Here is a 22,952-nt window from a genome sequence, read left to right on the forward strand (position 1 = left end):
AACAGGTCATTTGACCCGGACCCTTGACTCACTCGGCGATCCTCGCGATCCTCAGGCCGAGCCGCTGTTACCGCAAGAAACAGGCGGCGGCCCAGCCCGGTACACCCCCATGACCGAAGGCATCGCTGACCATGAATCGACCAACATCGCGCAGAGCGGGCGGGCGATTCGCCCTCGTCTCGCTGTTCATCGCCCTGGCCGCCGTCGTCTTCGGCGCGGGGCCGGTCCCCGCGGCCGACGCCGGTTCCTGGTGGGAACCCACCGCACGTCCCGCCCCCGACTCCCAGATCAACGTCACGGGCGCCCCCTTCAAGGGCACCGACGCGCAGGGCAAGGTGCGCGGGTTCGTCGACGCGCACAACCACCTGATGTCCAGCGAGGGTTTCGGCGGCCGGATGATCTGCGGGGCGCCGTTCTCGCCGGCGGGTGTCGCCGACGCCCTCAAGGACTGTCCCGAGCACTACCCGGACGGCTCGGGTGCGCTCTTCGAGCACCTCACGGGCGGTGACAACGGGAAGCACGACCCGGTCGGCTGGCCCACGTTCAAGGACTGGCCCGCCAACAACTCGCTGAGCCACCAGCAGAACTACTACGCCTGGGTCGAGCGCGCCTGGCGCGGCGGACAGCGGGTGCTCGTCAACGACCTGGTGACCAACGGTCTGATCTGCTCACTCCTGCCCCGGGACCGCAGCTGCGACGAGATGACCGCGATCCGTCTCGAGGCCCGCAAGACGTACGAGATGCAGGACTACATCGACGGGATGTACGGCGGTCCCGGCAAGGGCTGGTTCCGGATCGTCACGAGCGCCGACCAGGCCCGCTCGGTGATCAAGGAGGGCAAGCTCGCCGTCGTCCTCGGCGTGGAGACCTCGGAACCCTTCGGCTGCAAGCAGATCCTCGACATCGCCCAGTGCGGGCAGGAGGACATCGACAAGGGCCTCGACGAGCTGTACGCGCTCGGCGTGCGCAGCATGTTCCTCTGCCACAAGTTCGACAACGCGCTCTGCGGCGTCCGCTTCGACAGCGGGACGACGGGCGTGGCGGTCAACATCGGGCAGTTCCTCTCGACGGGCACCTTCTGGGCCACCGAGAAGTGCGCGGGCCCGCAGCACGACAACCCGATCGGTCTGGCCGCCGCGCCCGCCGCGATGGCGGAGAAGCTGCCGGCCGGCGTGAGCGTCCCCTCGTACGCCTCCGACGCGAAGTGCAACACCCGGGGTCTCACGCGGCTCGGCGAGTACGCCCTGAAGGGCATGATCCAGCGCGGGATGATGCTGGAGCTGGACCACATGAGCGTCAAGGCCGCGGGGCGGGCCCTCGACATCCTGGAGGCGCAGGAGTACCCCGGCGTCCTGTCCAGCCACAGCTGGATGGACCTGGACTGGACCGAGCGGCTCTACCGCCTCGGCGGGTTCGCCGCCTCGTACATGCACAGCGCCGAGGGCTTCGTGGGCGAGGCCTCGCAGAAGGCGGAGCTGCGCAAGAAGTACGGGGTCGGGTTCGGCTACGGCACGGACATGAACGGGGTCGGCGGCTGGCCGGGCCCGGTCGGGGCGGACGCCCCGAACGCGGTGAAGTACCCGTTCCGCAGCTTCGACGGGGGCTCGGTCCTCGACCGCCAGGTCACCGGTGAGCGCACCTGGGACCTCAACACGGACGGCGCCGCGCACAACGGTCTCGTACCGGACTGGATCGAGCAGATCCGGCTGACCCCGGGCGGCCAGGGCGTCGTGGACGAGCTGTCGCGGGGAGCGGAGTCGTACCTGACGACGTGGAAGAAGACCGAGGACCACGAGCCGGGTGTGAACCTGGCCGCCGGGCGGCCGGCGTCGGCCTCGACCACGGAGTGGTGGAACCCCTTCGTGAACTTCTCGCCGGGGCTCACGGTCGACGGCGACACGGGGACCCGCTGGGCCAGCGAGTGGAAGGACGACCAGTGGCTCCAGGTGGACCTGGGCTCGGTGCGTCCGGTCGGGCGGGTCACGCTCGACTGGGAGCGGGCCTACGCGCGCGCGTACCGGATCGAGCTGTCGGACGACGGCACGACCTGGCGGACCGCGTGGTCCACGGACGCGGGTGACGGCGGCTACGACACGGCGACGTTCGACTCGCAGTCGGCGCGCTATGTGCGCGTGCACGGGGTGAAGCGGGCCACGGACTGGGGCTACTCGCTCTACGAAGTGGCCGTCAACAGGTCCTGAGCCCGCAGGGAAAGGGGCTGTCGGATCCGGGTGCGGATCCGACAGCCCCTTCTTTCGTGTCCGGGGTGTCAGCCGGCCGTGGGGCCGGTCCAGTCGGCGGGGACGCGGGCGAGCCGGACCCGCTGGGGGTGGTCGCCGACGTCGACGGAGGCCACCCGCTGCCCGGTGGCGAAGTCGATCGCGGTGACCCGGTCGGCGCCGCTCTCGGAGATGACGCAGGCCTTGCCGTCGCCGCTCACGGTCGCCCAGTAGGGCTTGGAGGCCGGGACGAGCGGGCCCTGGTCGAGGGTGGCGCGGTCGACCACCGTGGCGTAGTCGTCCATCGTCCCTGCGACGCAGAGCTTGTCGCCGTCGGGGCTGATCGAAAGGCCGTGGTGGCGCGAGTCGTTGACCCAGGTGGTGCGGTCAGGGTCGGTCGCCGGGTTGCCGGGCAGGTTCTTGAGGCGGGTGATGCGGTCGGAGTCGACGTCGTACTCCAGGAAGCCGTTGAAGAAGGAGACCTGGAAGTAGATCTTCTTCTCGTCCGGGGTGAAGACGAGCGGGCGGACGGCGTCGGAGAGGTCGCCGCGCCCGAAGGCGTCGAGGCGGTCGCGCATGTCGATGACGCGGACGGTCTCGAAGGTGCGCGCGTCGACGACGGTGATCTTCCGGTCGCCCTTGGTCCAGTCGAGCCAGGGGGCGTCGAGCGCGGTGGTGACCTCGCCGATCGACATGTTCCAGAGCAGGCCGTCGGAGGTGAAGACGTTCTCGTGGGGCTTGTCGCCGGTCTTGAAGGAGCCGACCTGGCGTCCGGTGGCGACGTCCAGCACGTGCACGGTGTTCGCGGTGGAGGCGGAGACCGCGACGCGGGTGCCGTCGGGCGAGACGGCCATGTGGTCGGCGCGGTAACCGGCCACGGGGAAGCGCCAGTTGATCCGTCCGGTCCGCAGGTCGAGGGAGACGACATCGGCGAAGCTGGGGCGGGAGACGACCATGGCGGAGCCGTCGGGGGTCGCGTACATGTCGTCGACGAACTGGTCGTGGCCCTCGCCCGGCCCGCTGCGGACGCCGAGGAAGAAGGCGAGCTTGACGGGGTTCAGATAGATCTCGCGGAGGCGCTCCTCCTTGTCCGGGACGACGTTCACGCGCCCGAGGCGGTGGAAGTCGCCGCGGGAGGAGATGACGTCGGCGGTGCCGTCCCAGTTGTTGCCGACGAACATCACCTCCTGGAGTCCGGCGGGGGCGGCGGAGGCGCCGCTGCCGCCCGAGGTGGTGACGAGCACGAGGGCGGCTGCGAGGGCTCCGAGGAAGCGGCGGGTCCCGGACGGTCGGGGAGAGGGCATGGGGGTCCTTCTTCCGTGGCACGACGACGACTTACCGGAGGTAACCATGGTCACGTCAAGCCCACAAGCCCTGGGGACGCACCCCGCCGCACCACGTGTTCCGCCGGGTGCGGGATCATGGACGCAGGCACCCAGAAGGGACGGAACGGACGATGAGGCACCGCAGTGTCGCGGACCTGATGACGCCCACCGCTGTCGCGGTGCAGCGGGGGACCTCGTTCAAGGAGATCGCGCGGCTCCTCGACGAGTACGGGATCACCGCGGTCCCCGTGGTCGACGAGGAGAACCGCCCTGTGGGCGTGGTCTCCGAGGCCGACCTGTTGCGGCGCCACACCGCGAAGGACGGGCCGAGCTCGGCGGAGGCCATGATGTCGAGCCCCGCCGTGACGGCCCGGCCCTCCTGGACGGCCGTCGAGGCGGCCCGTCTGATGGAACGGCACCGGGTGAAGCGGCTCCCGGTCGTGGACGCGGACGGCCGGCTGATCGGGGTGCTCAGCCGCAGCGATCTGCTCCAGCTGTTCCTGCGCAGGGACCGCTCGATCCAGGAGGAGATCCGCGAGGACGTGATCGTGCGGATCCTGCACCTGTCCCCCTCGACCGTGCACATCGACGTCGACGAGGGCCGGGTGACGCTGAGCGGCACCCTGGAACGCCCGGGCCTCGGCCCGATCCTGGTGCGGCTGTGCGAGACGGTGGACGGGGTGGTGGAGGTCGTGGACCGGATGGCGTACGGGGAGGACGACGGCGCTCCCGGGGGCGAGGCTCCGTAGCCCGGCGTTCCGGCCCCGGCGCGGCCCTCCCCGGTCCCGTCACCCCCGGGCCCCGAACCCCTCAGGGCACGCGCCGGGAGCCCGGCGGCGCGTCGTCCGCCCGTCGGGCTCCCGGTGCGGGAGGCGGTTCCGTCAGGAGACCGCCTCCGGCCAGCCGTAGCCGGGGCCGGTGTGCTGGGGCACGGTCCCCGCGCCCACCGCCTCCATCTCCCGGTTGGCCTCCCGCATGAGCTTGCCGGCCAGGTCCTTCATGGCCCGGCTCGCGGCGAGTTCGTCGCCGATCGCCGGCACGTCCACGTCCGCCGGGTTGCACCGCGCGGAGCCGTGGCCCGTGAGGGTCGAGGTGCCGGTGCTCAGCGTCGCCTCGGCCTTCGTCCTGCCGCTGTCCTCGGTCAGCTCGACGCCGACCGTCCACTCCAGCGTGCGGCTCATGGTCCGCCTCCTCGCATCGCCGGGCCGCGCGAACACCGGGGCGCGGCCCCTTCCCTTACCTCCAGGATCCACCGGCGGGAACGCGAACGCGCGGGGAGAGGCCGCCGATCACGGACCGTACGAGCGAGTAGCTTCGCTCGTACCGGTCGCGGCGACGACCTCCCGCAACCGGGGACAGGCGGCGAGGTCGTCGTGGGCGCAGCCCAGCGCGCATTCGACGAGGTCGAGACAGGCCTGCACCTCCGCCACCCGGCGCCGGAGCTCCTCGCGGTGCGCTTCGAGCCGCTGCCGCCGGACCCCCGGCTCGCCGGCCCGCAGCAGTTCGCGGATGTCGTCGAGGGCGAGGCCCGCCCCCTTGGCCCGCAGGACGACGGCGACGCGGGTGATGTGGCTGTCGTCGTAGCGGCGGCGGCCGTGGGGGTCACGTGCGGGCGCGAGGAGACCGGCGGACTCCCAGTGCCGCAGCACGTGGGTGGCGAGACCGAAGCGGCCCGCTATTTCGCCGATGCTCATCGTGGGAGGAGTGGGAGGCGTACCGCTTGACTTCATGTCGGCATTAACCACGAGCGTGGTCGCCATGTCCATCACTCGTGCGGCCGGTTCGGGCCGCGACCACCTTCCTGCTCTGCTCGCCGTCCTCGACGCCGTCGACCGCGCCCCGGGAGCGGCCGCGCTGCGCGCCCGCTCGTACGAGCTCCTGGGGGTGACCGCGGGGACCCGGCTGCTCGACGTGGGCTGCGGCGGGGGGCTCGCCGTCGCCGAGGCCGGCGCGCTCGGGGCCCTCGCCGCCGGTGTCGACCGGGACGAGGAGATGATCGCCGAGGCCCGGCGGCGCCACCCGGGCCACGCGTTCGCCGTCGCGGACGCGACCGCGCTGCCCTACGAGGACGGCGCGTGGGACGCGTACCGCGCGGACAAGGTGCTGCACGAGCTGCCCGATCCGGCGGCGGCGCTCGCGGAGGCGCGCCGGGTCCTCGCGCCGGGCGGGCAGGCCGTGCTCAGCGGGCAGGACTGGGACACCTGTGTCCTCGACGCCGGGGACGGCGTTCTGACCCGGAGGATCGTGCACGCGCGCGCGGACCTGGTCACCGGACCGCGCGTCGCGCGCCGCTTCCGCGGCCTGCTCCTGGACCACGGCTTCGAGGACGTGGCGGTGGAGGTGTCCACCGCCGTCCTCACCGACGCCAGTCGGCTCCCCCTGGCGACCGGCCTCGCGGAGTCGGCGGTACGGACGGGGGCGATCACCTCCGAGCAGGCGGCGGCCTGGACGGCGGACCAGACCGCCCGGGCGGCCGGGGGCCGCTTCTTCCTGGCGATCCCCGTCTTCACCGCGTCCGGCACAAGGGCGTAGGGCTCACTCCCCCGTCGGTCCGCCGTCCACCGTGAGGACGATCTTGCCCGACGTGCGGTCGGTCTCTCCGAGGGCGTGCGCCTTGGCGGCCTCGGCGAGGGGGAAGACGGCCTCGATGTGGGCGCGCAGGGCGCCGGAGGCCGCGAGGGCGGCGACGGCGTTCATGCCGGCGTGGTCGGCCTCGACGAGGAGGGCCTCCAGGCGGACGCCGCGCGCGGCCGCCCTCGCCGGCTCGTCCGGGTCGACGGGCCGCAGGGAGACGAGCATGCCGCCGGGGCGCAGGACGTCGAGGGAGCGGATGCGTGTGTCGGCGCTCAGCGGGTCGACGACCACGTCGACGTCCTGGACGGCCTCGGTGAAGTCGGTGGTGCGGTAGTCGATCACCTCGTCGGCGCCGAGCGAGCGGAGGAACTCGTGCTTCGGGGCGCTCGCGGTGCCGATGACGTACGCGCCGCGGGCCTTGGCGATCTGGACGGCGAGGTGCCCGACGCCGCCGGCGGCCGCGTGGATCAGGACCCGCTGGCCGGGGCGGACCTGGGCGGTGTCGACGACGGCCTGGTACGCGGTGAGGGCGGCGAGCGGCAGGGCGCCTGCCTGGACGTGGTCGAGCCCGGCCGGCTTGTGGGCGAAGGCGCGGGCCGGGCCGGTCACGTACTCGGCGTGGGAGCCGACGCCGTACGGGTAGGGCAGCATCCCGAAGACCTCGTCGCCGGGCTTGAACAGGGTCACGCCGAAGCCCACGGACTCGACGACGCCGGAGACGTCCCAGCCGAGGACGAGGGGCAGGCGGTCGAGGAAGAGGGGGCTGGAGCGGTGCTTCCAGTCGGTCGGGTTGACACCGGCCGCGCGGACGGCGACGAGGATCTGGCTGGGGCCGGGCGTGGGCCGCGGGACCACGACCTCCTTGAGGACGTCGGGGGTGCCGAGGGTGTCCTGGCTGATGGCGCGCATGGTGGGCTGATTCGTCATGCCGTCCAGACTCGCCGCCGGCCGACCCGCGTACCATGGCATGAATGCCATCTTTCGAAGGGATCCTGCCATGAGTTCTGGCACGGGTGACCGTCATCGTGTCGCCGTCCTCGCCCTGGACGGGGTCTACGCCTTCGAACTGGGCATTCCGAGCCGGGTGTTCGGCTCGGTGGGCGAGCACTACGAGGTCCTGACCTGCTCGGTGGACGGCGGGCCCGTCCGTACCAACTCCGACTTCTCGGTGACCGTCGGGCACGGCCCCGAGGTGCTCGCCACGGCCGACACCGTGATCCTGCCGCCCTTCGACATGTCCCTCCTCTCCCGCGAGCTCCCCGCGGGGGTCGCCGAGGCGCTGGCCTCGGTGCCCGCCGGGGCACGGATCGTGTCCATCTGCACGGGCGCGTTCGTCCTCGCGGCCGCCGGGCTCCTGGACGGCCGGCCCGCCACCACTCACTGGGCCCTCGCCTCCGTCTTCCGCGACTGGTTCCCGCAGGTGGCGCTCGACCCGGACGTGCTGTTCGTCGACGACGGCGACGTGCTGACCTCGGCGGGCGCCGCGTCCGGCGTGGACGCCTGCCTGCACCTCGTACGGAAGGACCACGGCACCGCCGTCGCGAACTTCGTGGCCCGGCTGTGCGTCGTGCCGCCCTGGCGGGACGGCGGCCAGGCCCAGTACATCGAGCAGCCCGTGCCGGAGACGACCGCCAACGACACCTCGGCGACCCGGCAGTGGGCGCTGGAGAACCTGCACGAGCCGCTGGCGCTCAGCACGCTCGCCGACCACGCCCGGATGAGCCTGCGGACCTTCGCGCGCCGGTTCAACGAGGAGGTCGGCATGAGCCCGGGCCGCTGGCTGATCCAGCAGCGGGTGGCCCGCGCCCGGCATCTCCTGGAGTCCACCGACCTCGCCGTGGACGACATCGCCGGCCAGGTCGGCTTCGCCACCGGCACCTCGCTGCGCCAGCACCTCCACGCGGCGATCGGTGTCTCCCCGCTCGCCTACCGGCGGACCTTCCGGGGCGGGGCCGCGACCCTCCCATAGGGACTGAGTAGGCTTGGCATCCGTGAGACATAAGGATTCCGATGGCGTGCCGGGCGGCGCGGCGCAGCCGCCGGCCGACCTGAACCTGCTGCGGACCTTCCTGGCGGTGTACCGCTCGGGCTCGTTCACCGCCGGCGCCGGGCTGCTCGGTCTGTCGCAGCCGACGGTGACCACCCAGATCCGCGCCCTGGAGCGGCAGACCGGCCGCGAGCTGTTCGAGCGGCTGCCCCGCGGCGTGGCCCCGACCACCGTCGCGCACGACCTCGCCGCCCGGGTCGCCGGGCCGCTCGACGCGCTCGCCGCCGCGGCCGGGCACGAGCTCGCGCCCCACGAGCGGACCGCCCCCGTGCATCTCGCGGGCCCCGCCGAGCTGCTCTGCACGCGGGTCCTGCCCGCCCTCGCCCCGCTGACGGCCGAAGGCGTGCGGCTGAGAGTCAGCCCGGGTCTGACCGAGCCTCTGCTCGACGAGCTGCGCGCGGGCCGGCACGACCTGGTCATCGCCACCTTCAGGCCGCGCGGGCGGGCGCTGACCGCCGTACCGCTCACCGACGAGGAGTTCGTCCTGGTCGCGGCACCCGTCTGGGCCGAGCGGGTCAGGGAGCGCCTCGCCGTGGAGGGACCGGCGGCACTGCACCCCGTCCCCCTGGTCACGTACGCCGAGGATCTGCCCATCGCCCGCCGCTACTGGCGGCACGTGTTCGGGACGCGACTGTCCTCCCCCGCCGCCGTGACCGTCCCGGATCTGCGCGGGGTGCTCGCCGCGGTCGTCGCCGGAGCGGGGTTCAGCGTCCTGCCGCGCTATCTCTGCCAGAGCGAGCTGGCCTCCGGCGCGCTCGTCCCGCTGCACGAACCGGAGGACCCGCCCATCAACACCGGCTATCTCGTCCAGCGCCCCGGCCGCCCCGACAACCCCCACGTCACCCGCGTACGGGACGTACTGATCGAGGCCGGACGCTCCTGGTGACGCCGGGGCCCCCGCCGGCCCGCACCTGGTGCCCCCGGGGCCGGCCTGCGGCTCCTGCTATAACCGGCACATGATCTACCACGTCGTGACGTCCGCCGAATGGTCCGCCCGGCCCGAGGAGCCGTACGCGCCCGCCTCCCTCGCCGAGGAGGGTTTCGTCCACTGCTCCCCCGACGAGCCCACCACGCTCGCCGTCGTCAACGCCTTCTACCGCGGCGCGCCCCGGCCGCTCCTGGTGCTCCTCCTCGACGAGGGCCGGCTCACGGCGCGGACGGAGTGGGAGGCCGCCGCGCCGACCCCGCCGCCCGGCGTCTCCGGGGAGACGCTCTTCCCGCACGTGTTCGGGCCGATCGACCGTGCCGCCGTCGACGGGATCCTGGAGATCACCTGGGACGCCGACGGCCGGGCGACGGGGCTGGCGAAGACCGGCTGACCCGCCGTCAGTCCTTGTTCAGGTAGGCCAGGACGGCGAGGACACGGCGGTTGTTGGTGCCGTCGTCGACGATGCCGAGCTTGCCGAACAGGGAGGTCGTGTACTTCCCGATGGCGCTCTCGCTGAGGAAGAGGCGCTGGGCGATGACCTGGTTGGAGAGTCCTTCGGCCATCAGGCCGAGCACCGAGTGCTCGCGTGCGGTGAGCTTCTCCAGGCGCCGGTTCGAGGGCCCGCCGGACAGCAGCCGGGCGATGACGGCCGGGTCCATCGCGGTCCCGCCGGCCGCGACGCGTTCGAGGGCGTCGATGAACTGGTCGGCGTCGAACACGCTGTCCTTGAGGAAGTAGCCGACGCCCCCCGAGCCGTCGGCGAGCAACTCCCGGGCGTAGAGCTGCTCGACGTACTGGGAGAGGATCAGGACCGGCAGTCCCGGCAGTTCGGCGCGGGCGGCGATGGCCGCCCGCAGGCCCTCGTCCGTGTGGCTGGGCGGCATGCGGACGTCGACGACGGCGACATCGGGCCGCCACGTGCGCAGCGCCTGGAGCGTCTCGGGTCCGGTGGCCGCCGTCGCCACCACCTCGTGGCCGTAGGCCTCGATGAGCCGGACCATCCCGTCGCGCAACAGGTACAGGTCTTCGGCTACGACGATGCGCATGGCACCTCCAGGGTCGCGCGGGTCGGGCCGCCCGCCGGGCTGTCGATCTCCAGGGTGCCGTCGAAGACGGCGAGCCGGCGGCGCAGTCCGGCGAGCCCGCCGCCGTCCCTGACACGTGCTCCGCCGTGGCCGTCGTCCTCGACCTCGATCCGGATGCCGGTCTCGCGCCGGGCGAGGGAGATCCGGACGCGGGTCGCCCCGGCGTGCTTGACCGCGTTGCTCAGGAGTTCGGCGACGGCGAAGTACAGGGCCGATTCGACGGGCGGGTCCGGGCGGTGCGGGAGGTCCGCTTCGACGGTGACGTCGAGCGGGCTGTCCAGGGCGAGCGCGCGGAGGGCGTCGACCAGGCCGCGGTCGCTCAGGACGGGCGGGTTGATGCCCCTGACCAGTTCCCGGAGTTCGGTCAGGGAGGCGGTGGCGCCCGCCCGTGCCTCCTTCATGAGTGCCTTCGCCCGCTCGGGATCGGTCTCCATCAGCTTCTCCGCCGTCGCGAGGGAGAGCCCGAGACCCACCAGACGGGCCTGTGCCCCGTCGTGCAGGTCCCGCTCGATGCGGCGGATCTCCGCCGCCTGAACGTTCGTCACATCGGCGCGCTGGGCGATCAGTTCCTCCACGCGCTCGGCGAGTGCCATCGCGGACGAGGGGCGCAGGAAGCGCACGGCGACCGGCTCGATCGGACGCCAGGCGTACGGGGAGACGGCGACGGCCGTCAGCAGGCCGAGCGCTCCGGCGAGACGTCCTGGGGTCCCCCAGGCGTCGAGCCCGAGACCGAGGACGGCCGCGGCCGCCCCGGCCGGCGGCAGGCAGGCGACGAGGCCCGCGGTGAGCGGCAGGACCGCCGTGAACCGCAGGTCGCGCAGGTTGGCCGGGTCCTTCCACCGGATGCGCCACTTCTGGTCCATGAGGGCGTCGCGGCGGGTGCGTTCGTACCCGAAGCCGTTCCACCAGTAGCCGGTCGCCATCCGCGTGACCGGCGGGGCCTGCCGGTAGCCGGCGGGGACGACGGTGCCGGTCCACCGGGCGACGAGGTGACGGACGGTCCGGCAGACGGGCCGGGACAGGGCCAGCGTGCCCACGACCACGAGCACGACCGGGGCGAGCCACGACCAGGGGTTGCCAGGTCCCCAGCGGACGCCCAGTGCGGTCGCGGCGGCCCACACGGCGGGGATCAGCATGCCGACGGCCGCCACGGCGCACGCCCTGGAGAACCCCACGCCGACCCGAGCCGCCCACGTACCCAGCTGCCTCATGCCTCCGCCTTCGTCGTCCGTCCGGTGCGTCCACTCTGCACCGGACGCACCCCCGCGCTCCCCCGGTCGGCGAAGGAGTGTGGCCGGCCCCACCCCCTCGTGCGCCCAGACGGATACCCGCCCCACCGGCCGCCCGGCAGTGTCCTGGGCATGGAAACCAACCCGAACACCCCGTCCACCGCCGCCCCGCTCGGCAGCGCCCTCACCCGGCGAGCCTTCGCCACGGCCACGACGAGCGTCAAGATCTTCGGCGCGCTCTCCGCGCTCTCCCTCCTCGCGGTCGCCGTGGTGGCGGGCAGCGGTCACCAGGTCAACACCTTCATGTGGGTACGGGCCGTCCTGCTGCCGCTGGTCGCCGTCCTCGTCCACCGGCTGACCGTGTCCGCCTCACGGGGATCCCGGCGGGCCTTCGACCGGGTGCGGACCCTGGCCGTCGTCCTGCCGCCCGCGATCATCGGCGTCGACCTGATCCCGGGCGTCTGCCCGCCGTGGTACGCCGTGATGCAGACCGTCTGCGTGCTGCCCGTGATCCGCCTCGCCCTCCTCACCCGCGGCCCGGCCCTGCGCAGCGCCTTCGCACGGTGAGGCCTCCCCGCACGGAGTACGGGGTCCGGCGCCGGCCCGAACGGGCCGCGCGCCAGACGCCGCGCCGGACGGGCCGACCTGCGACGACCCGCGACGGGCCACGGAAGCACCGCCGCCGTGTGCGCTTCTCCTCGCTCTCGGTTAGACCTGGATCACAGCGTGTCGGCCGGCCCGCCGGAAGCCACCAGCCCGGCGTCACTCGCCGCCCACCACCGGGAGGAAGCCGATGATCACCCGTCGCAGTGTGCTCGGCGGCGCCGTCGCCGCCGCAGGTCTGCCGCTCCTCGCCCCCGGCACCTTCGCCGGGGGCGAAGCGCACGCGGCGCAGGCCGGTCCCCACCGCGCACCCGACCCCGTGCCGCCCGCCTTCTCCACGGCCATGCCGGTACCGCCCGTACTGCGGCCCCTCGCCTCGACGGGCGGTGTGGACCTCTACGAGCTGACCATCCGCGCGGCCAAGGCCCACATCCTCCCGGGCAGGGCCACCGACGTCCTCACCTACGACGGGCACTTCCCGGGGCCCGTCATCCACGCCCGCTCCGGGCGCCGGGTCCTCGTCCGCCACCGCAACGGCCTCGACATGCCCGTCTCCGTCCATCTGCACGGTGCGAGCGTCCCGCCCTCCTCCGACGGCAACCCGATGGACGTCTTCGCCCCCGGCGACTCGCGGACGTACGTCTACACCAACCGGCAGCCGCACGCCTCGCTCTGGTTCCACGACCACGCCCACCACATGGAGGCCGAGCACGTCTACCGCGGCCTCACCGGCAGCTATCTGCTCACCGACGACCTCGAACAGAGCCTGCCGCTGCCCAAGGGCCGGTACGACGTGCCCATCACGATCCGGGACGCCCGCTTCGACGAGAACGGGCAGCTGGTCTACACGATGGCCGACCGGAACCGCACCACCATCCTCGCCAACGGCAGGCCCACCCCGTACTTCCAGGTCGCGGCACGCAAGTACCGCTTCCGCCTGCTCAACGGCTCCAATCTGCGGCTCTTCGCGCTGAGCCTGTCCGACGGCACCCCGCTCACGCAGATAGGGTCGGACGGCGGACTGCTCGAACGCCCCGTCGCCGTACCCGTCCTCACCCTCTCCCCCGGCGAACGCGCCGACGTCGTCGTCGACTTCTCGCGCCATCCCGTCGGCACGAAGCTGGTGCTCACCAACAGCGGCCCCGGCAAGCCCGAGCAGGTCGGCAAGGTGCTCCGCTTCGACGTCGTGCGCACCGCCGAGGACCACAGCAGCGTCCCGAAGGTCCTGCGCGAGCTGCCGCCCGCCGCCGCCCTGGCCAGGGCCGCCGTCACCCGCGACATCGAGCTCAGCATGGACGAGGACGGGCGGCCCGATCCGCGGGGGTTCGTCAACGGCCGGATGTTCGACCCCGATCGCATCGACACCACCGTCGCCTTCGGGTCGTCCGAGATCTGGAACGTCACCAACGCCAACAAGCGCGCCGCGCACAACTTCCATCTGCACCTGGTTCAGTTCCGCGTCCTGGAGCGCGGCGGGAAGCCCGCCGGGCCGACCGAGGCGGGGCTGAAGGACACGGTCCGGGTGATGCCGGGCGAGACGGTGAAACTGCACGTGACCTTCGACGCCTTCCGGGGCGACTACGTGTACCACTGCCACATGCTCGATCACTCGGCCATGGGCATGATGGCCACCTTCCGGGTCCGGTGAGGGGCTCCCCCGGCCGGGCTCGCGGTGCCCGGGTGACGGAGGGAGACTGAAGGGGTAGCGCGGCCGGACAGTCAGGGGTGCCCTGAAGGAGTGGCCATGGGCGGCACGGCGGTGGAGACCCTGCGCGAGGCGTTGCGCGGTGAGGTGATCGGCCCGCAGGACGAGGGGTACGACGAGGCCCGCCGCATCTACAACGCGATGATCGACCGCCGGCCGGCCGTCATCGCGCGGTGCGCGGACACCGCGGACGTACGGGCGGCGCTGCGGTACGCCCGCGACAGCGGCATGGAGCTGACGGTGCGCGGCGGCGGCCACAGCGGCGGCGGCCTGTGCCTGACCGACGGCTCGCTGATGATCGACCTGTCGCGCATCCGCTATGTACGGGTGGACCCCGTGGGGCGGACGGCCCTGGTGGGCGGCGGGAGCCAGCTCGGGGACCTGGACCACGAGGCGCACGGCTTCGGGCTCGCGACCCCCGCCGGGATCATGTCGACGACGGGGGTCGGCGGGCTGACCCTGGGCGGCGGGCACGGGCATCTGACCCGCGCGTACGGGCTGACCATCGACAACCTCCTCGCGGCGGACGTGGTCCTCGCGGACGGCTCGGTCGTCACCGCCTCGGCGGACGAACACCCGGACCTCTTCTGGGCGTTGCGCGGCGGCGGCGGCAACTTCGGTGTGGCGACGGCGTTCACGTACGCCCTGCATCCGGTGGACAACGTCGGCCTCGGCGTCACCCTGTGGGACCCGGAGCACATCGGGGCCGTACTGCGCTGGTACCGGGAGTTCCTGCCGGCGGCGCCGGAGGACCTGAACGGCTTCTTCGCCACGCTGACGGTCGCGCCCGGGCCGCCGTTCCCGGAGGAGATCCACCACAAGAAGATGTGCGGCGTGGTGTGGTGCAGCACGGGCCCGACGGACGAGGAGAGCCTGAACAAGGCGTTCGCCCCGGTCGGCGACCCGGCCCCGCCCGCCTTCCACTTCGCGACGCCGATCCCGTACCCGGCGCTCCAGTCGATGTTCGACGAACTGATCCCGAAGGGTCTCCAGTGGTACTGGCGCGGTGACTTCTTCGACCGCATCACGGAGGACTCGATCGACGTGCACCGCACCTTCCTGGAGAACATCCCGACCGAGCTGTCGACGATGCACCTCTACCCCGTCGACGCGGCGGCGCACCGCGTGGGCCCCATGGACTCCGCCTGGGCCTATCGGGACGCGATCTGGTCCGGCGTGATCGGCGGGATCAGCTCCGAACCGTCCGAGGCGGACGCCATCCGCACCTGGGCGGTGGACTACTGGGAGGCCCTGCACCCGCACTCGATGGGCGCCGGATACGTCAACTTCATGGGCGCGGACGAGGGGCAGGACCGGGTCAGGGCCACCTACCGCGGACACTACGACCGGTTGGCCCAGGTCAAGCGGACGTACGACCCGGACAACGTCTTCCGCCACAACCAGAACATCGCCCCGGCGGACTCTTGACGGGCCTTTGACGCTCAGCGGGGATCCTACGGGCCCCGGACGGTGTCATCTTCGGTGTCTACTCACCGTTCGGGGAAAGGTGGCCGCCGTGGAAGGCGCCGTAGCGGGGTTGTTGGTCGTCGTGGTCTGCACACTGGTCGTACTGCGCAGTGGGATGCGGATCGTCAATCAGGTGGAGCGGGGTGTGGTCTTCCGGCTGGGCAAGGCGCTGCCCGGTCACCGGCAGCCGGGCATCACCTTCCTCGTCCCGTTCGTCGACCGGATGCGCAAGGTGAACGTGCAGGTGGTCACGTTGCCGATCCCCACGCAGGAGGGCATCACGCGGGACAACGTCTCGGTGAAGGTCGACGCGGTGGTCTACTTCCGGGTCGTCGATCCGGTCCGGGCCGCGATCGAGGTGCAGGACTACGTCTTCGCCGTCGGCCAGGTCGCGCAGTCCTCGCTGCGGTCGATCATCGGCAAGAGCGACCTCGACGATCTGCTGTCGGACCGTGAACGGCTGCACGAGGGGCTGGCGTTGATGATCGACAGCCCGGCGGCCGGCTGGGGCGTGCACATCGACCGGGTCGAGATCAAGGACGTGCAGCTGCCGGAGTCGCTCAAGCGGTCGATGTCGCGGCAGGCGGAGGCGGAGCGGGAGCGCCGGGCGCGGGTGATCACGGCGGACGGCGAGTTCCAGGCGGCGCAGCAGCTGGCCAACGCGTCGCGGATCATGGCCGACACCCCGGAGGCGATGCAGCTGCGGCTGCTGCAGACGGTGGTGGAGGTGGCCGCGGAGAAGAACTCGACGCTCGTGATGCCGTTCCCGGTGGAGCTGCTGCGCTACTTCGACCGGGCCGCGCGGAACCTCGGCGTCCCGGACGACGCGCCGGCCGCGGCACGGGGCGAGCAGGTGCCGGACCCGCGTACCGGACCGTCGCCCGCCGAGCGTGGCGAGCAGCTCGTGGATCCGCGGACCGAGTCGCCGGCTTCGTAGCGGTAGCGGTACGAGCAGAAGGAGGGTGGGAGCGGACCCGGTCCGCTCCCACCCTCCGGGCCGTTCAGTCGCCCATGGCCCGCATGGCCTCCTCGGCCCGCTTCTCCAGCTCCTCCGGAGGAACGTCCTCGACGTGCGTGGAGAGGTTCCAGCGGTGGCCGAAGGGGTCCTCGAGCTGCCCGGTGCGGTCGCCGTAGAACTCGTTCTTCACTGCGGACAGTTCCTTGGCGCCCCGGGAGACGGCCTCGGCGAAGACCGCGTCGACGTCCTCGACGTACACATGGAGGGTGATGGGCGTGCCGCCCACCGCCTTCGGGGAGCGGAAGTTCATCTCGGGGAACTCGTCCGCGAGCATGATGAGCGAGTTCCCGAGTTCCAGCTCGGCGTGGCCGATCCGGCCGTCGGGCGCCGGCATCCTCATCCGTTCCGTCGCGCCGAGGACGGAGACGTAGAAGTCGATCGCCGCCGCGGCTCCGTCGACGCAGAGGTACGGCGTGACGCGGGGGTATCCCTCGGGGATGGGCTGGACGGTCACGGGGCTCCCGCCTTTCCGGACAGTGGCGATCAACGCCGACCGCCGCGTGCGACCACTGATATCCCGAACCGCCCGGCCGGGCTCCCGCGCCGCGCGGCGGCCCGGCGCCGAATGCCCTGAAGGGCCGACCGCCGCCCCGGCCCGTCCCCGCCCCGTCCTGTCCCCGTTCCGCGGCCCGCCAGAACCCCGACACCGCCGATGACACCCTAAAGGGGTCGCCTTGGCGCCATTCATGCGCCATGATGGCACCACGAGCGGCGCGCGCTCGGCGGACCACGTCATCGATGGGGGCGGATCATGGACACAGCACGGAACCGGGAGCAGGCGGCGCCCGGCGCCTTCCTCGCCTTCGCCCGCTTCGTGCTCTGCGGCGGAGGGGTGGGGGTGACCGCCGGTTTCGCGGTGGCCGCGCTGGGCCAGTGGCTGCCGTGGGTCCTCGCCAACGCCCTGGTCACGGTGGCCTCCACGCTCCTCGCCACCGAGCTGCACGCCCGCTTCACCTTCGGCGCGGGCGGGCGCGCGAGCCGGCGCCAGCACGTGCAGTCGGCCGGGTCCGCCGCGGCCGGATACGTGGTGACCTGCCTGGCGATGCTCGCGCTGCACCTGCTGGTGGCAGCGCCCGGCGCGCTGCTCGAACAGGCCGTCTACCTGTCGGCCTCCGCGCTCACCGGTGTCGCGCGGTTCGTACTGCTCCGCCTCGTCGTCTTCGCCCGCAAGCGCTCGCGGGCCACGGCCCCCGCCCGTACCACCGGCCCCCTGCCCGCGACCGTGGCCCGAGCCTCGGCCCCGGCCGACCCGGCCGCGCTCTGCCGCGCCGCCTGACCCCCCCATGCGTCGAGGAGCGCGACGGCGTGTCCGTGCCGCGGGGCCGACGCCTACGGCTCGAAGCGGTAGCCCATGCCGGGTTCGGTGATGAGATGGCGGGGGTGCGAGGGGATGGCCTCCTTTGACGGTCTCTTGACGGCCGTAGCCCCGGCCCGTCGGCCAGCCGCTCCGTCCTCACGATCTCGGGCCTGCGACGCCCCTCCGTCCACCACCCCGTAGAGTGGGGACCGGCGCGGCGTGATCACGAGGAGTTTCTGTGACCGCGGTCGGCCTTGAGCACACCACCGTCCCCGCCGACACCGGCGAGGTGACCCTGCTGATAGCCCGCCGGGTCGAGCCCGGCCACGAAGCCGCCTTCGAGCGGTGGGCGAAGGGCATCCTCGAGACGGCGGCCGCCTTCCCCGGCCACCTCGGATACGGACTCTTCCGCTCCTCCGGCGGCGACGCACCCTGGTTCCTCGTCCACCGGTTCCGGGACGCGGAGGCCTGCCGGACCTGGCAGGAGTCCCCCGAGCGGGCCGCCTGGTTCGCCGACTGCCAGGGACACCACCACACCGAGATCGCCCGGCGCGAGCTGACCGGCATGGAGACCTGGTTCGCGAAGCCGGGCTCGACGCGGCCCGCGCCGCCCCGCTGGAAGATGGCGATCAGCGCGACGCTCGCGATCTACCCCATCTCCGTGCTCGGCTCCCTCTTCCTCGTCCCGCACCTCACCGCGCTCCCCGTCCTGCTCAGCAGCGCCGTCGTCGCCTGCGTCTTCAACGTGCTCATGACGTACGTGGCCATGCCCGCCGTCAGCAGGGCCCTGCACGGCTGGCTCGCCTCCTAGGCCGCGACAGGACAGGTCACCTCACCTGAGGTATGCCTTTTTTCATGGATCTCCGCCGGCGAGCCCTCGTCCCCCGCTCCTCGCGGGCCCGTGGGCGGCTGCTCCTCGCCGTGCCGTTCGTGCTGATCACGGCGGTCACGGTGGTGGACATCCTGTCGCCGCCCGACGTCCACCTGGGGCCGTTCCTGATCGCCGCGCCGGCGGTGACCGCGTCGTTCGCGGGTCCGCGGATGACGGCCTTCGTGGGGGCGGTCGCGGTCCTCGCCCAGTCGCTGGTGTCCGTCGTGCGGACCAGCATCACGGACCTCAACCACACGTACCAGATCGTCGCGCTGATCCTGATCTCCGTCATCGCGACCTTCTTCGCCCACCTGCGCGAGCGGGACGAGAAGAGGGTGATCCGCCTGCGCTCCATCGCCCAGGCCGCCCAGAGCGTCGTGCTGCGCCCCCTTCCCCACCGCGCCGGGCCGCTGCACATCGCCTCGGTCTACCTGGCGGCCGAGGAGGAGGCGCAGATGGGCGGCGACCTGTACGCGGCGGCCCGCACGGCGTCCGGGACCCGGCTGCTGATCGGGGACGCCCGGGGCAAGGGGCTCGACGCGATCAGCGAGGCCTCGCTCGTCCTGGGCGCCTTCCGGGTCACCGCCCACCGCGAGCAGGAGCTGCCGGAGCTGGTCGGCCACCTGGAGGAGGGCGTCGGCACGACGGAGGAGACCGAGGGCCCGACCGCGGCGGGAGCGGGCACCGACGACACGGACGAGGCGTTCGTGACCGCCCTGGTCCTCGACATCCCGGACCACGAGCCGGTGGTACGGCTGGTCAACTGCGGGCATCCGCCCCCGCTGCTCCTGCGGCAGGGCCGGGTCGTCCCCCTGGACGCCGCCGACGCGAGCCCGCCGCTGGGCCTTTCGGACGTCCTGTCGCCGGACGTCACGGTGGAGACCTTCCCCTTCGAGGTGGGCGACGTGCTCCTGCTGTACACGGACGGAGTCGTCGAGGCCCGCGACCGCGGGCGTGCCTTCTACCCCCTGGCCGAACGGCTCACGACCTGGGCCGGAGCCGGCCCGCAGACCCTCGTGGACCACCTGCGGTCCGACCTCCAGGCCTACGCGGGCGGTCACCTCGGCGACGACGCGGCCCTCGTCGCGATCGAGAGGCTCTCCCCCGACCCGTAGCCGCGGGGCGGTGCCCGCGCGCGGTCAGTCTTCCAGGGGGCTGGTGGCCGGGCCCTGGAGGACCGTGCCGTCGGAGGCGAAGCGGGAGCCGTGGCAGGGGCACTCCCAGGTCTGCTCGGCCTCGTTGAAGCCCAGTTCGCAGCCCATGTGGGTGCAGCGGCGACCGGTGCGCAGACCGGTGACGAAGTGCCGGGCCACCGTCGTCTGCCTGCGGACGACTCCGGGGAGTTCGCGGGCGGGCAGCCGTCGGCGTGGGTCGAAGAGTTCCGTCCAGGCCGGGCGGGGTGCGCCGGTCAGGTGCGCGGTGAGCAGGCCGCCCGCCGCGACGCCGTTGGTGAGGCCCCATCCGCCGAAGCCGGTGGCGAGGTACACGTGCTGGGTGTCGGGGTGTTCATGGCCGACGCACGGCAGCCCGTCGGCGGTGTGCACGTCCTGGGCGGCCCACCGGTGGACCGTCGGCGCGTCGGCGAAGCCCGGCAGCCGCTCGCGCGCCCAGGCCTCCAGGCGCGCGTACCGCTCGCGCACTCCCCCGCTGCCCGGTGTGAACGACTCTCCCGCGACGATCAGCAGCCGCCGGCCCTCGCCGAGCGGGGCGGAGCGCACCGAGCGCGTGTTCTGTTCGAGCGTCAGGTACATGCCGTGCGGGGCGTGGCGTTCCTCCACGGGCGCGGCGACGACCAGCTCGCGGCGCACGGAGAGCCGCATGAGGAGGGTGGTGTGGCAGCGGAGCGGGAAGTGGGTGGCGAGCACGACGTCCCGGGCGTGGACCGTACCGCCGCCGTCGAGGGTGAGACGGCACTCGGCGCCGTCCCGCAGGTCCGTGACCCGGGTGCCCTCGTGGATGCGGCCGCCGAGCGCGATCAGGTCGGCCGCCGCGGCGAGCAGGAAGCGACGCGGGTGGAACTGCGCCTGGTCGTCGACCCGGACGGCCGCCGAGACCGGGTACGGCAGGTCGGTGGCGGTCACCGCGGTGGCCTTCAGGCCGGCCGCGGCGGCCGCCGCGGCCTCGGCCCGGATCGCCCCGGCGCCCGCCTCGTCGAGCGTGTACGTGTACGCGGGCCGGCGCTCGATCTCCGCGTCGACGCCCAGCTCCCCGCAGAAGCGCAGCACCTGCCGCAGGGCGTCCTCCTGGGCTTCGGCGTACAGTGCGGACGCCTCCGCTCCCTGGCGCTCGCGCAGGCGCTCGTAGCACAGCCCGTGCAGGGAGGTCAGTTTTCCGGTGGTGTGCCCGGTGACCCCGGCGGCCATCCGGCCCCCTTCGAGGACCACGACCTCACGCCCGGCGCGGGTCAGCTCATGGGCCGTCCACAGTCCGGCGATGCCTGCCCCCACCACGACCACGTCGGCGGAGAGATCGCCCTCCGGGGGCGGCAGGACGTCGGCGGGCGGTGCCGATTCCATCCAGTACGAGCTCTCGCGCATGATCGATCCTCCCGACGGACGGCCGGTCTGCGGAGCGACTACCCGCCGCCTCCGCGCGCAGTCATGGGGGGAGGCGGACGGAACCCTGCGGCGGCACAGTGGAGGAGTGCGGCTGAGGACGAGCGATCCGGACGGGCCGGGCTGGCGGCGGGTCCGCCACGGCCGGGGTTTCCGCTACCTCGACGCCGACGGCGCGTCCCTGGGCGCCGAGGACCGGGCCAGGGTCGTCGCGCTCGTGATCCCTCCGGCGTGGCGGGACGTCTGGGTCTGCCCGTGGCCCAACGGCCACCTCCAGGCCGTCGGCACGGACGCGGCCGGGCGCAGGCAGTACCTCTACCACCCGGATTTCCGGCGCCGGCAGGAAGCGGCGAAGCACGAGCACGTGCGCCAGGTCGCCCGCAGCCTGCCCCGGTTGCGCAGGGCCGTCGCGCACGATCTGGAGCGGCGCGGGCTGTGCCGGGAGCGGGTGCTCGCCTGCGCGGTGCGCCTCCTCGACCTCGGCTTCTTCCGCGTCGGCGGTGAGCAGTACCGGCGCGACAACGACTCGTACGGCCTCACCACCCTGCTGCGCGAACACGCGCGCTGCGCGCACGGGGAGGTCTGCCTCGGTTACCCCGCGAAGTCTGGGCGCCGGCAGACCAGGGCGCTCGTCGACGGGCCGGCGTACCGGGTGGTCCAGGCGCTGCTGCGGCGGCGCGGCGGGGGCGACCGGCTGTTCGCGTACTGGGAGGGCAGGGCCTGGCACGACGTCCACGCGGAGGACCTCAACGCGTATCTGCGGAAGCACTCGGGGAGCGACATCACCGCGAAGGACTTCAGGACCTGGCACGCCACGGTCCTCGCGGCCGTCGCGCTCGCCGTCTCGGCGCCGGTCTCGGACGACTCGCGCACCGCGCGGTCGGCGGCGGAGCGGCGGGCGGTCCGGGAGGTCAGCGACTACCTCGGCAACACGCCCGCGGTCTGCCGCGCCTCGTACATCGACCCCCTCGTCGTCGACCGCTTCGAGGAGGGCGTCACGATCGCCTCGGCGCTGCAACACCTGGGCGAGGAAGGCCGCTTCGGGCACCCGGCCACGCGGGGCGCGGTCGAACGCGCCGTGCTGCGTCTCCTCGGCTGAGAGCAGCGGGACACGGGCGGGCCCGCTTCTCACAAGGCGTCCGCCGCCGTACGGAGGTCGGCGACCAGGCCCGCGTACATCTCCTCCCGGTCCCGTGCCCGCAGTACGGCCGAGGGGTGGACGGTCGCAAGGACCCTGGTGCCGTTCCCGGAGTCCGGCAGCGGCCTCGGCACGCCCCGGTCGGTGCCGACGCGGAACGAGGGGCCGAGCAGGGCGCGGCCGGCGGTGGCGCCCAGGGTGACCACCAGCTCGGGTTCCACGAGGCGGAGTTCCGCCATGAGCCACGGCCGGCAGGCGAGGGTCTCGCGCAGGCTCGGCGCCTTGTGGATGCGGCGTTTCCTGGTCTCGTCGCGGGTGAACTTGAAGTGTTTGACCGCGTTGGTGACGTACACGTCCTCCTCGGCGATCCCCGCCTCCTCCAGGGCCCGGTGCAGCAGCCGTCCGGCGGGACCCACGAAGGGTTCGCCCTGGCGGTCCTCCTGGTCCCCGGGCTGCTCGCCGACCAGCATCATCCGTGCACCCGCCGCGCCCCGGCCGAAGACGGTCCCGGTCGCGTCACGGTGGAGGGGGCAGCCCCGGCACTCAGCCGCCGCCCTCCGGTGCGCTGGCAGTCCGCCGCGGCTCGGCAGATAGGGCGTGGCGTCGTACGCCTCGGGGGCGTCCTTCCCGTCACCGGCACCGGCCATCGCGCACCTCCCGGCAGCGGACGGCCCGGCCGGTGCATGCGTGCGGGCCGGTGCCTGCCGCTGACGCGCGGGCGTCTTCCCGCGCTCGCCCGGTCCGAAACGCCCGCGCGGGCCGGGTCCGGAACGCACGCGGCCCCGGTCCGCAAGTCCCACGCGGCCCGGATCCGGAACGCCCGCGGGGGCCGGTCGCGATACGTCCGTGACGACGGACGCGGAAGTGCGGGCTACGGTGGGGGTGAGCCTG

Annotated in this window: 23 protein-coding genes; 14 read left to right on the forward strand and 9 right to left on the reverse strand. The window is 73.0% G+C overall.

The genetic code is table 11. The features are described 5' to 3' along the window. Positions 1-131 precede the first annotated feature (131 nt). Positions 132-2,201, forward strand: coding sequence for a galactose-binding domain-containing protein (locus ABT041_RS11335; protein WP_351182648.1), 2,070 nt, complete (start codon positions 132-134; stop codon positions 2,199-2,201). A 68-nt stretch (positions 2,202-2,269) separates the two neighbouring features. Here ABT041_RS11335 and ABT041_RS11340 read toward each other — a convergent pair whose 3' ends face one another. Continuing rightward, complete coding sequence (locus ABT041_RS11340) at positions 2,270-3,523, reverse strand: YncE family protein (protein WP_351182650.1); 1,254 nt, start codon at positions 3,521-3,523, stop codon at positions 2,270-2,272. A 152-nt stretch (positions 3,524-3,675) separates the two neighbouring features. Here ABT041_RS11340 and ABT041_RS11345 point away from each other — a divergent pair, with 152 nt between their 5' ends. After that, entirely contained in the window at positions 3,676-4,293 is a 618-nt protein-coding gene (locus ABT041_RS11345; RefSeq protein ID WP_351182652.1) for a CBS domain-containing protein, read from the forward strand. Positions 4,294-4,425: 132 nt separating this feature from the next. On the opposite strand, the gene ABT041_RS11350 is transcribed toward ABT041_RS11345, so the two are convergent. Further along, positions 4,426-4,725, reverse strand: a complete 300-nt coding sequence (locus ABT041_RS11350) for a dsRBD fold-containing protein (protein ID WP_351182654.1) — start codon at positions 4,723-4,725, stop codon at positions 4,426-4,428. Positions 4,726-4,833: 108 nt separating this feature from the next. After that, positions 4,834-5,238, reverse strand: a complete 405-nt coding sequence (locus tag ABT041_RS11355; protein WP_351182656.1) for a MerR family transcriptional regulator — start codon at positions 5,236-5,238, stop codon at positions 4,834-4,836. A gap of 64 nt (positions 5,239-5,302) precedes the next feature. Here ABT041_RS11355 and ABT041_RS11360 point away from each other — a divergent pair, with 64 nt between their 5' ends. Continuing rightward, on the forward strand, positions 5,303-6,076 hold the full coding sequence (locus ABT041_RS11360; protein WP_351182658.1) for a methyltransferase domain-containing protein: 774 nt from the start codon (positions 5,303-5,305) through the stop codon (positions 6,074-6,076). Between the two features lie 3 nt (positions 6,077-6,079). On the opposite strand, the gene ABT041_RS11365 is transcribed toward ABT041_RS11360, so the two are convergent. Beyond that, positions 6,080-7,027, reverse strand: a complete 948-nt coding sequence (locus tag ABT041_RS11365) for an NADP-dependent oxidoreductase (RefSeq protein WP_351182743.1) — start codon at positions 7,025-7,027, stop codon at positions 6,080-6,082. An 88-nt stretch (positions 7,028-7,115) separates the two neighbouring features. On the opposite strand from ABT041_RS11365, the gene ABT041_RS11370 reads away from it, so the two are divergent. The 3 genes from ABT041_RS11370 to ABT041_RS11380 all read left to right on the forward strand — a co-directional run bounded on the left by ABT041_RS11370 (position 7,116) and on the right by ABT041_RS11380 (position 9,484). Further along, a complete protein-coding gene (locus ABT041_RS11370; protein ID WP_351182660.1) occupies positions 7,116-8,087 on the forward strand; it encodes a GlxA family transcriptional regulator in 972 nt (323 codons plus the stop codon). Between the two features lie 22 nt (positions 8,088-8,109). After that, the gene (locus ABT041_RS11375; RefSeq protein WP_351182662.1) at positions 8,110-9,051 is read left to right on the forward strand and encodes a LysR family transcriptional regulator; all 942 of its coding nucleotides are present in this window, start codon (positions 8,110-8,112) and stop codon (positions 9,049-9,051) included. A 70-nt stretch (positions 9,052-9,121) separates the two neighbouring features. Then, positions 9,122-9,484, forward strand: coding sequence for a DUF952 domain-containing protein (locus ABT041_RS11380; RefSeq protein ID WP_351182664.1), 363 nt, complete (start codon positions 9,122-9,124; stop codon positions 9,482-9,484). A 7-nt stretch (positions 9,485-9,491) separates the two neighbouring features. Here ABT041_RS11380 and ABT041_RS11385 read toward each other — a convergent pair whose 3' ends face one another. Together ABT041_RS11385 and ABT041_RS11390 are read right to left on the reverse strand one after the other, a co-directional pair. After that, on the reverse strand, positions 9,492-10,139 hold the full coding sequence (locus ABT041_RS11385) for a response regulator transcription factor (RefSeq protein WP_351182666.1): 648 nt from the start codon (positions 10,137-10,139) through the stop codon (positions 9,492-9,494). After that, complete coding sequence (locus ABT041_RS11390) at positions 10,124-11,389, reverse strand: sensor histidine kinase (RefSeq protein WP_351182668.1); 1,266 nt, start codon at positions 11,387-11,389, stop codon at positions 10,124-10,126. Before ABT041_RS11390 ends, ABT041_RS11385 begins: the two co-directional genes overlap by 16 nt. Positions 11,390-11,539: 150 nt before the next feature. On the opposite strand from ABT041_RS11390, the gene ABT041_RS11395 reads away from it, so the two are divergent. The 4 genes from ABT041_RS11395 (at position 11,540) to ABT041_RS11410 (ending at position 16,119) form a co-directional block, all read left to right on the forward strand. Further along, positions 11,540-11,974, forward strand: coding sequence for a hypothetical protein (locus tag ABT041_RS11395; RefSeq protein WP_351182670.1), 435 nt, complete (start codon positions 11,540-11,542; stop codon positions 11,972-11,974). Between the two features lie 226 nt (positions 11,975-12,200). Then, positions 12,201-13,658: a multicopper oxidase family protein gene (locus ABT041_RS11400; RefSeq protein ID WP_351182672.1), complete on the forward strand. Its 1,458-nt coding sequence runs from the start codon at positions 12,201-12,203 to the stop codon at positions 13,656-13,658. A gap of 96 nt (positions 13,659-13,754) precedes the next feature. Then, positions 13,755-15,143, forward strand: a complete 1,389-nt coding sequence (locus tag ABT041_RS11405; protein WP_351182674.1) for an FAD-binding oxidoreductase — start codon at positions 13,755-13,757, stop codon at positions 15,141-15,143. 88 nt (positions 15,144-15,231) lie between these two features. Continuing rightward, a complete protein-coding gene (locus ABT041_RS11410) occupies positions 15,232-16,119 on the forward strand; it encodes a slipin family protein (RefSeq protein WP_351182676.1) in 888 nt (295 codons plus the stop codon). Positions 16,120-16,183: 64 nt separating this feature from the next. Here ABT041_RS11410 and ABT041_RS11415 read toward each other — a convergent pair whose 3' ends face one another. Further along, positions 16,184-16,654: a VOC family protein gene (locus ABT041_RS11415; RefSeq protein WP_351182678.1), complete on the reverse strand. Its 471-nt coding sequence runs from the start codon at positions 16,652-16,654 to the stop codon at positions 16,184-16,186. Positions 16,655-16,951: 297 nt separating this feature from the next. Between ABT041_RS11415 and ABT041_RS11420 the strand changes: the two genes are divergently transcribed. The 3 genes from ABT041_RS11420 (at position 16,952) to ABT041_RS11430 (ending at position 19,483) form a co-directional block, all read left to right on the forward strand. Further along, positions 16,952-17,476 carry a GtrA family protein gene (locus ABT041_RS11420; RefSeq protein WP_351182680.1) on the forward strand — a complete coding sequence of 175 codons (525 nt, stop codon included), beginning with the start codon at positions 16,952-16,954 and terminating at the stop codon, positions 17,474-17,476. A 259-nt stretch (positions 17,477-17,735) separates the two neighbouring features. Beyond that, positions 17,736-18,308, forward strand: coding sequence for an antibiotic biosynthesis monooxygenase (locus tag ABT041_RS11425; RefSeq protein WP_351182682.1), 573 nt, complete (start codon positions 17,736-17,738; stop codon positions 18,306-18,308). A 44-nt stretch (positions 18,309-18,352) separates the two neighbouring features. Continuing rightward, positions 18,353-19,483 (forward strand): PP2C family protein-serine/threonine phosphatase, encoded by a 1,131-nt coding sequence (locus ABT041_RS11430; protein ID WP_351182684.1) that lies wholly within the window; start codon positions 18,353-18,355, stop codon positions 19,481-19,483. Positions 19,484-19,507: 24 nt separating this feature from the next. On the opposite strand, the gene ABT041_RS11435 is transcribed toward ABT041_RS11430, so the two are convergent. Then, positions 19,508-20,905, reverse strand: coding sequence for an FAD-dependent oxidoreductase (locus tag ABT041_RS11435; protein ID WP_351182686.1), 1,398 nt, complete (start codon positions 20,903-20,905; stop codon positions 19,508-19,510). 106 nt (positions 20,906-21,011) lie between these two features. Between ABT041_RS11435 and ABT041_RS11440 the strand changes: the two genes are divergently transcribed. Then, complete coding sequence (locus ABT041_RS11440; protein ID WP_351182688.1) at positions 21,012-22,022, forward strand: DNA topoisomerase IB; 1,011 nt, start codon at positions 21,012-21,014, stop codon at positions 22,020-22,022. A 29-nt stretch (positions 22,023-22,051) separates the two neighbouring features. Here ABT041_RS11440 and ABT041_RS11445 read toward each other — a convergent pair whose 3' ends face one another. Beyond that, on the reverse strand, positions 22,052-22,708 hold the full coding sequence (locus ABT041_RS11445; RefSeq protein ID WP_351182690.1) for a UdgX family uracil-DNA binding protein: 657 nt from the start codon (positions 22,706-22,708) through the stop codon (positions 22,052-22,054). Positions 22,709-22,952 lie beyond the last annotated feature (244 nt).

The sequence above is a fragment of the Streptomyces sp. NPDC002825 genome (assembly GCF_040295385.1).
Lineage (GTDB): Bacteria > Actinomycetota > Actinomycetes > Streptomycetales > Streptomycetaceae > Streptomyces.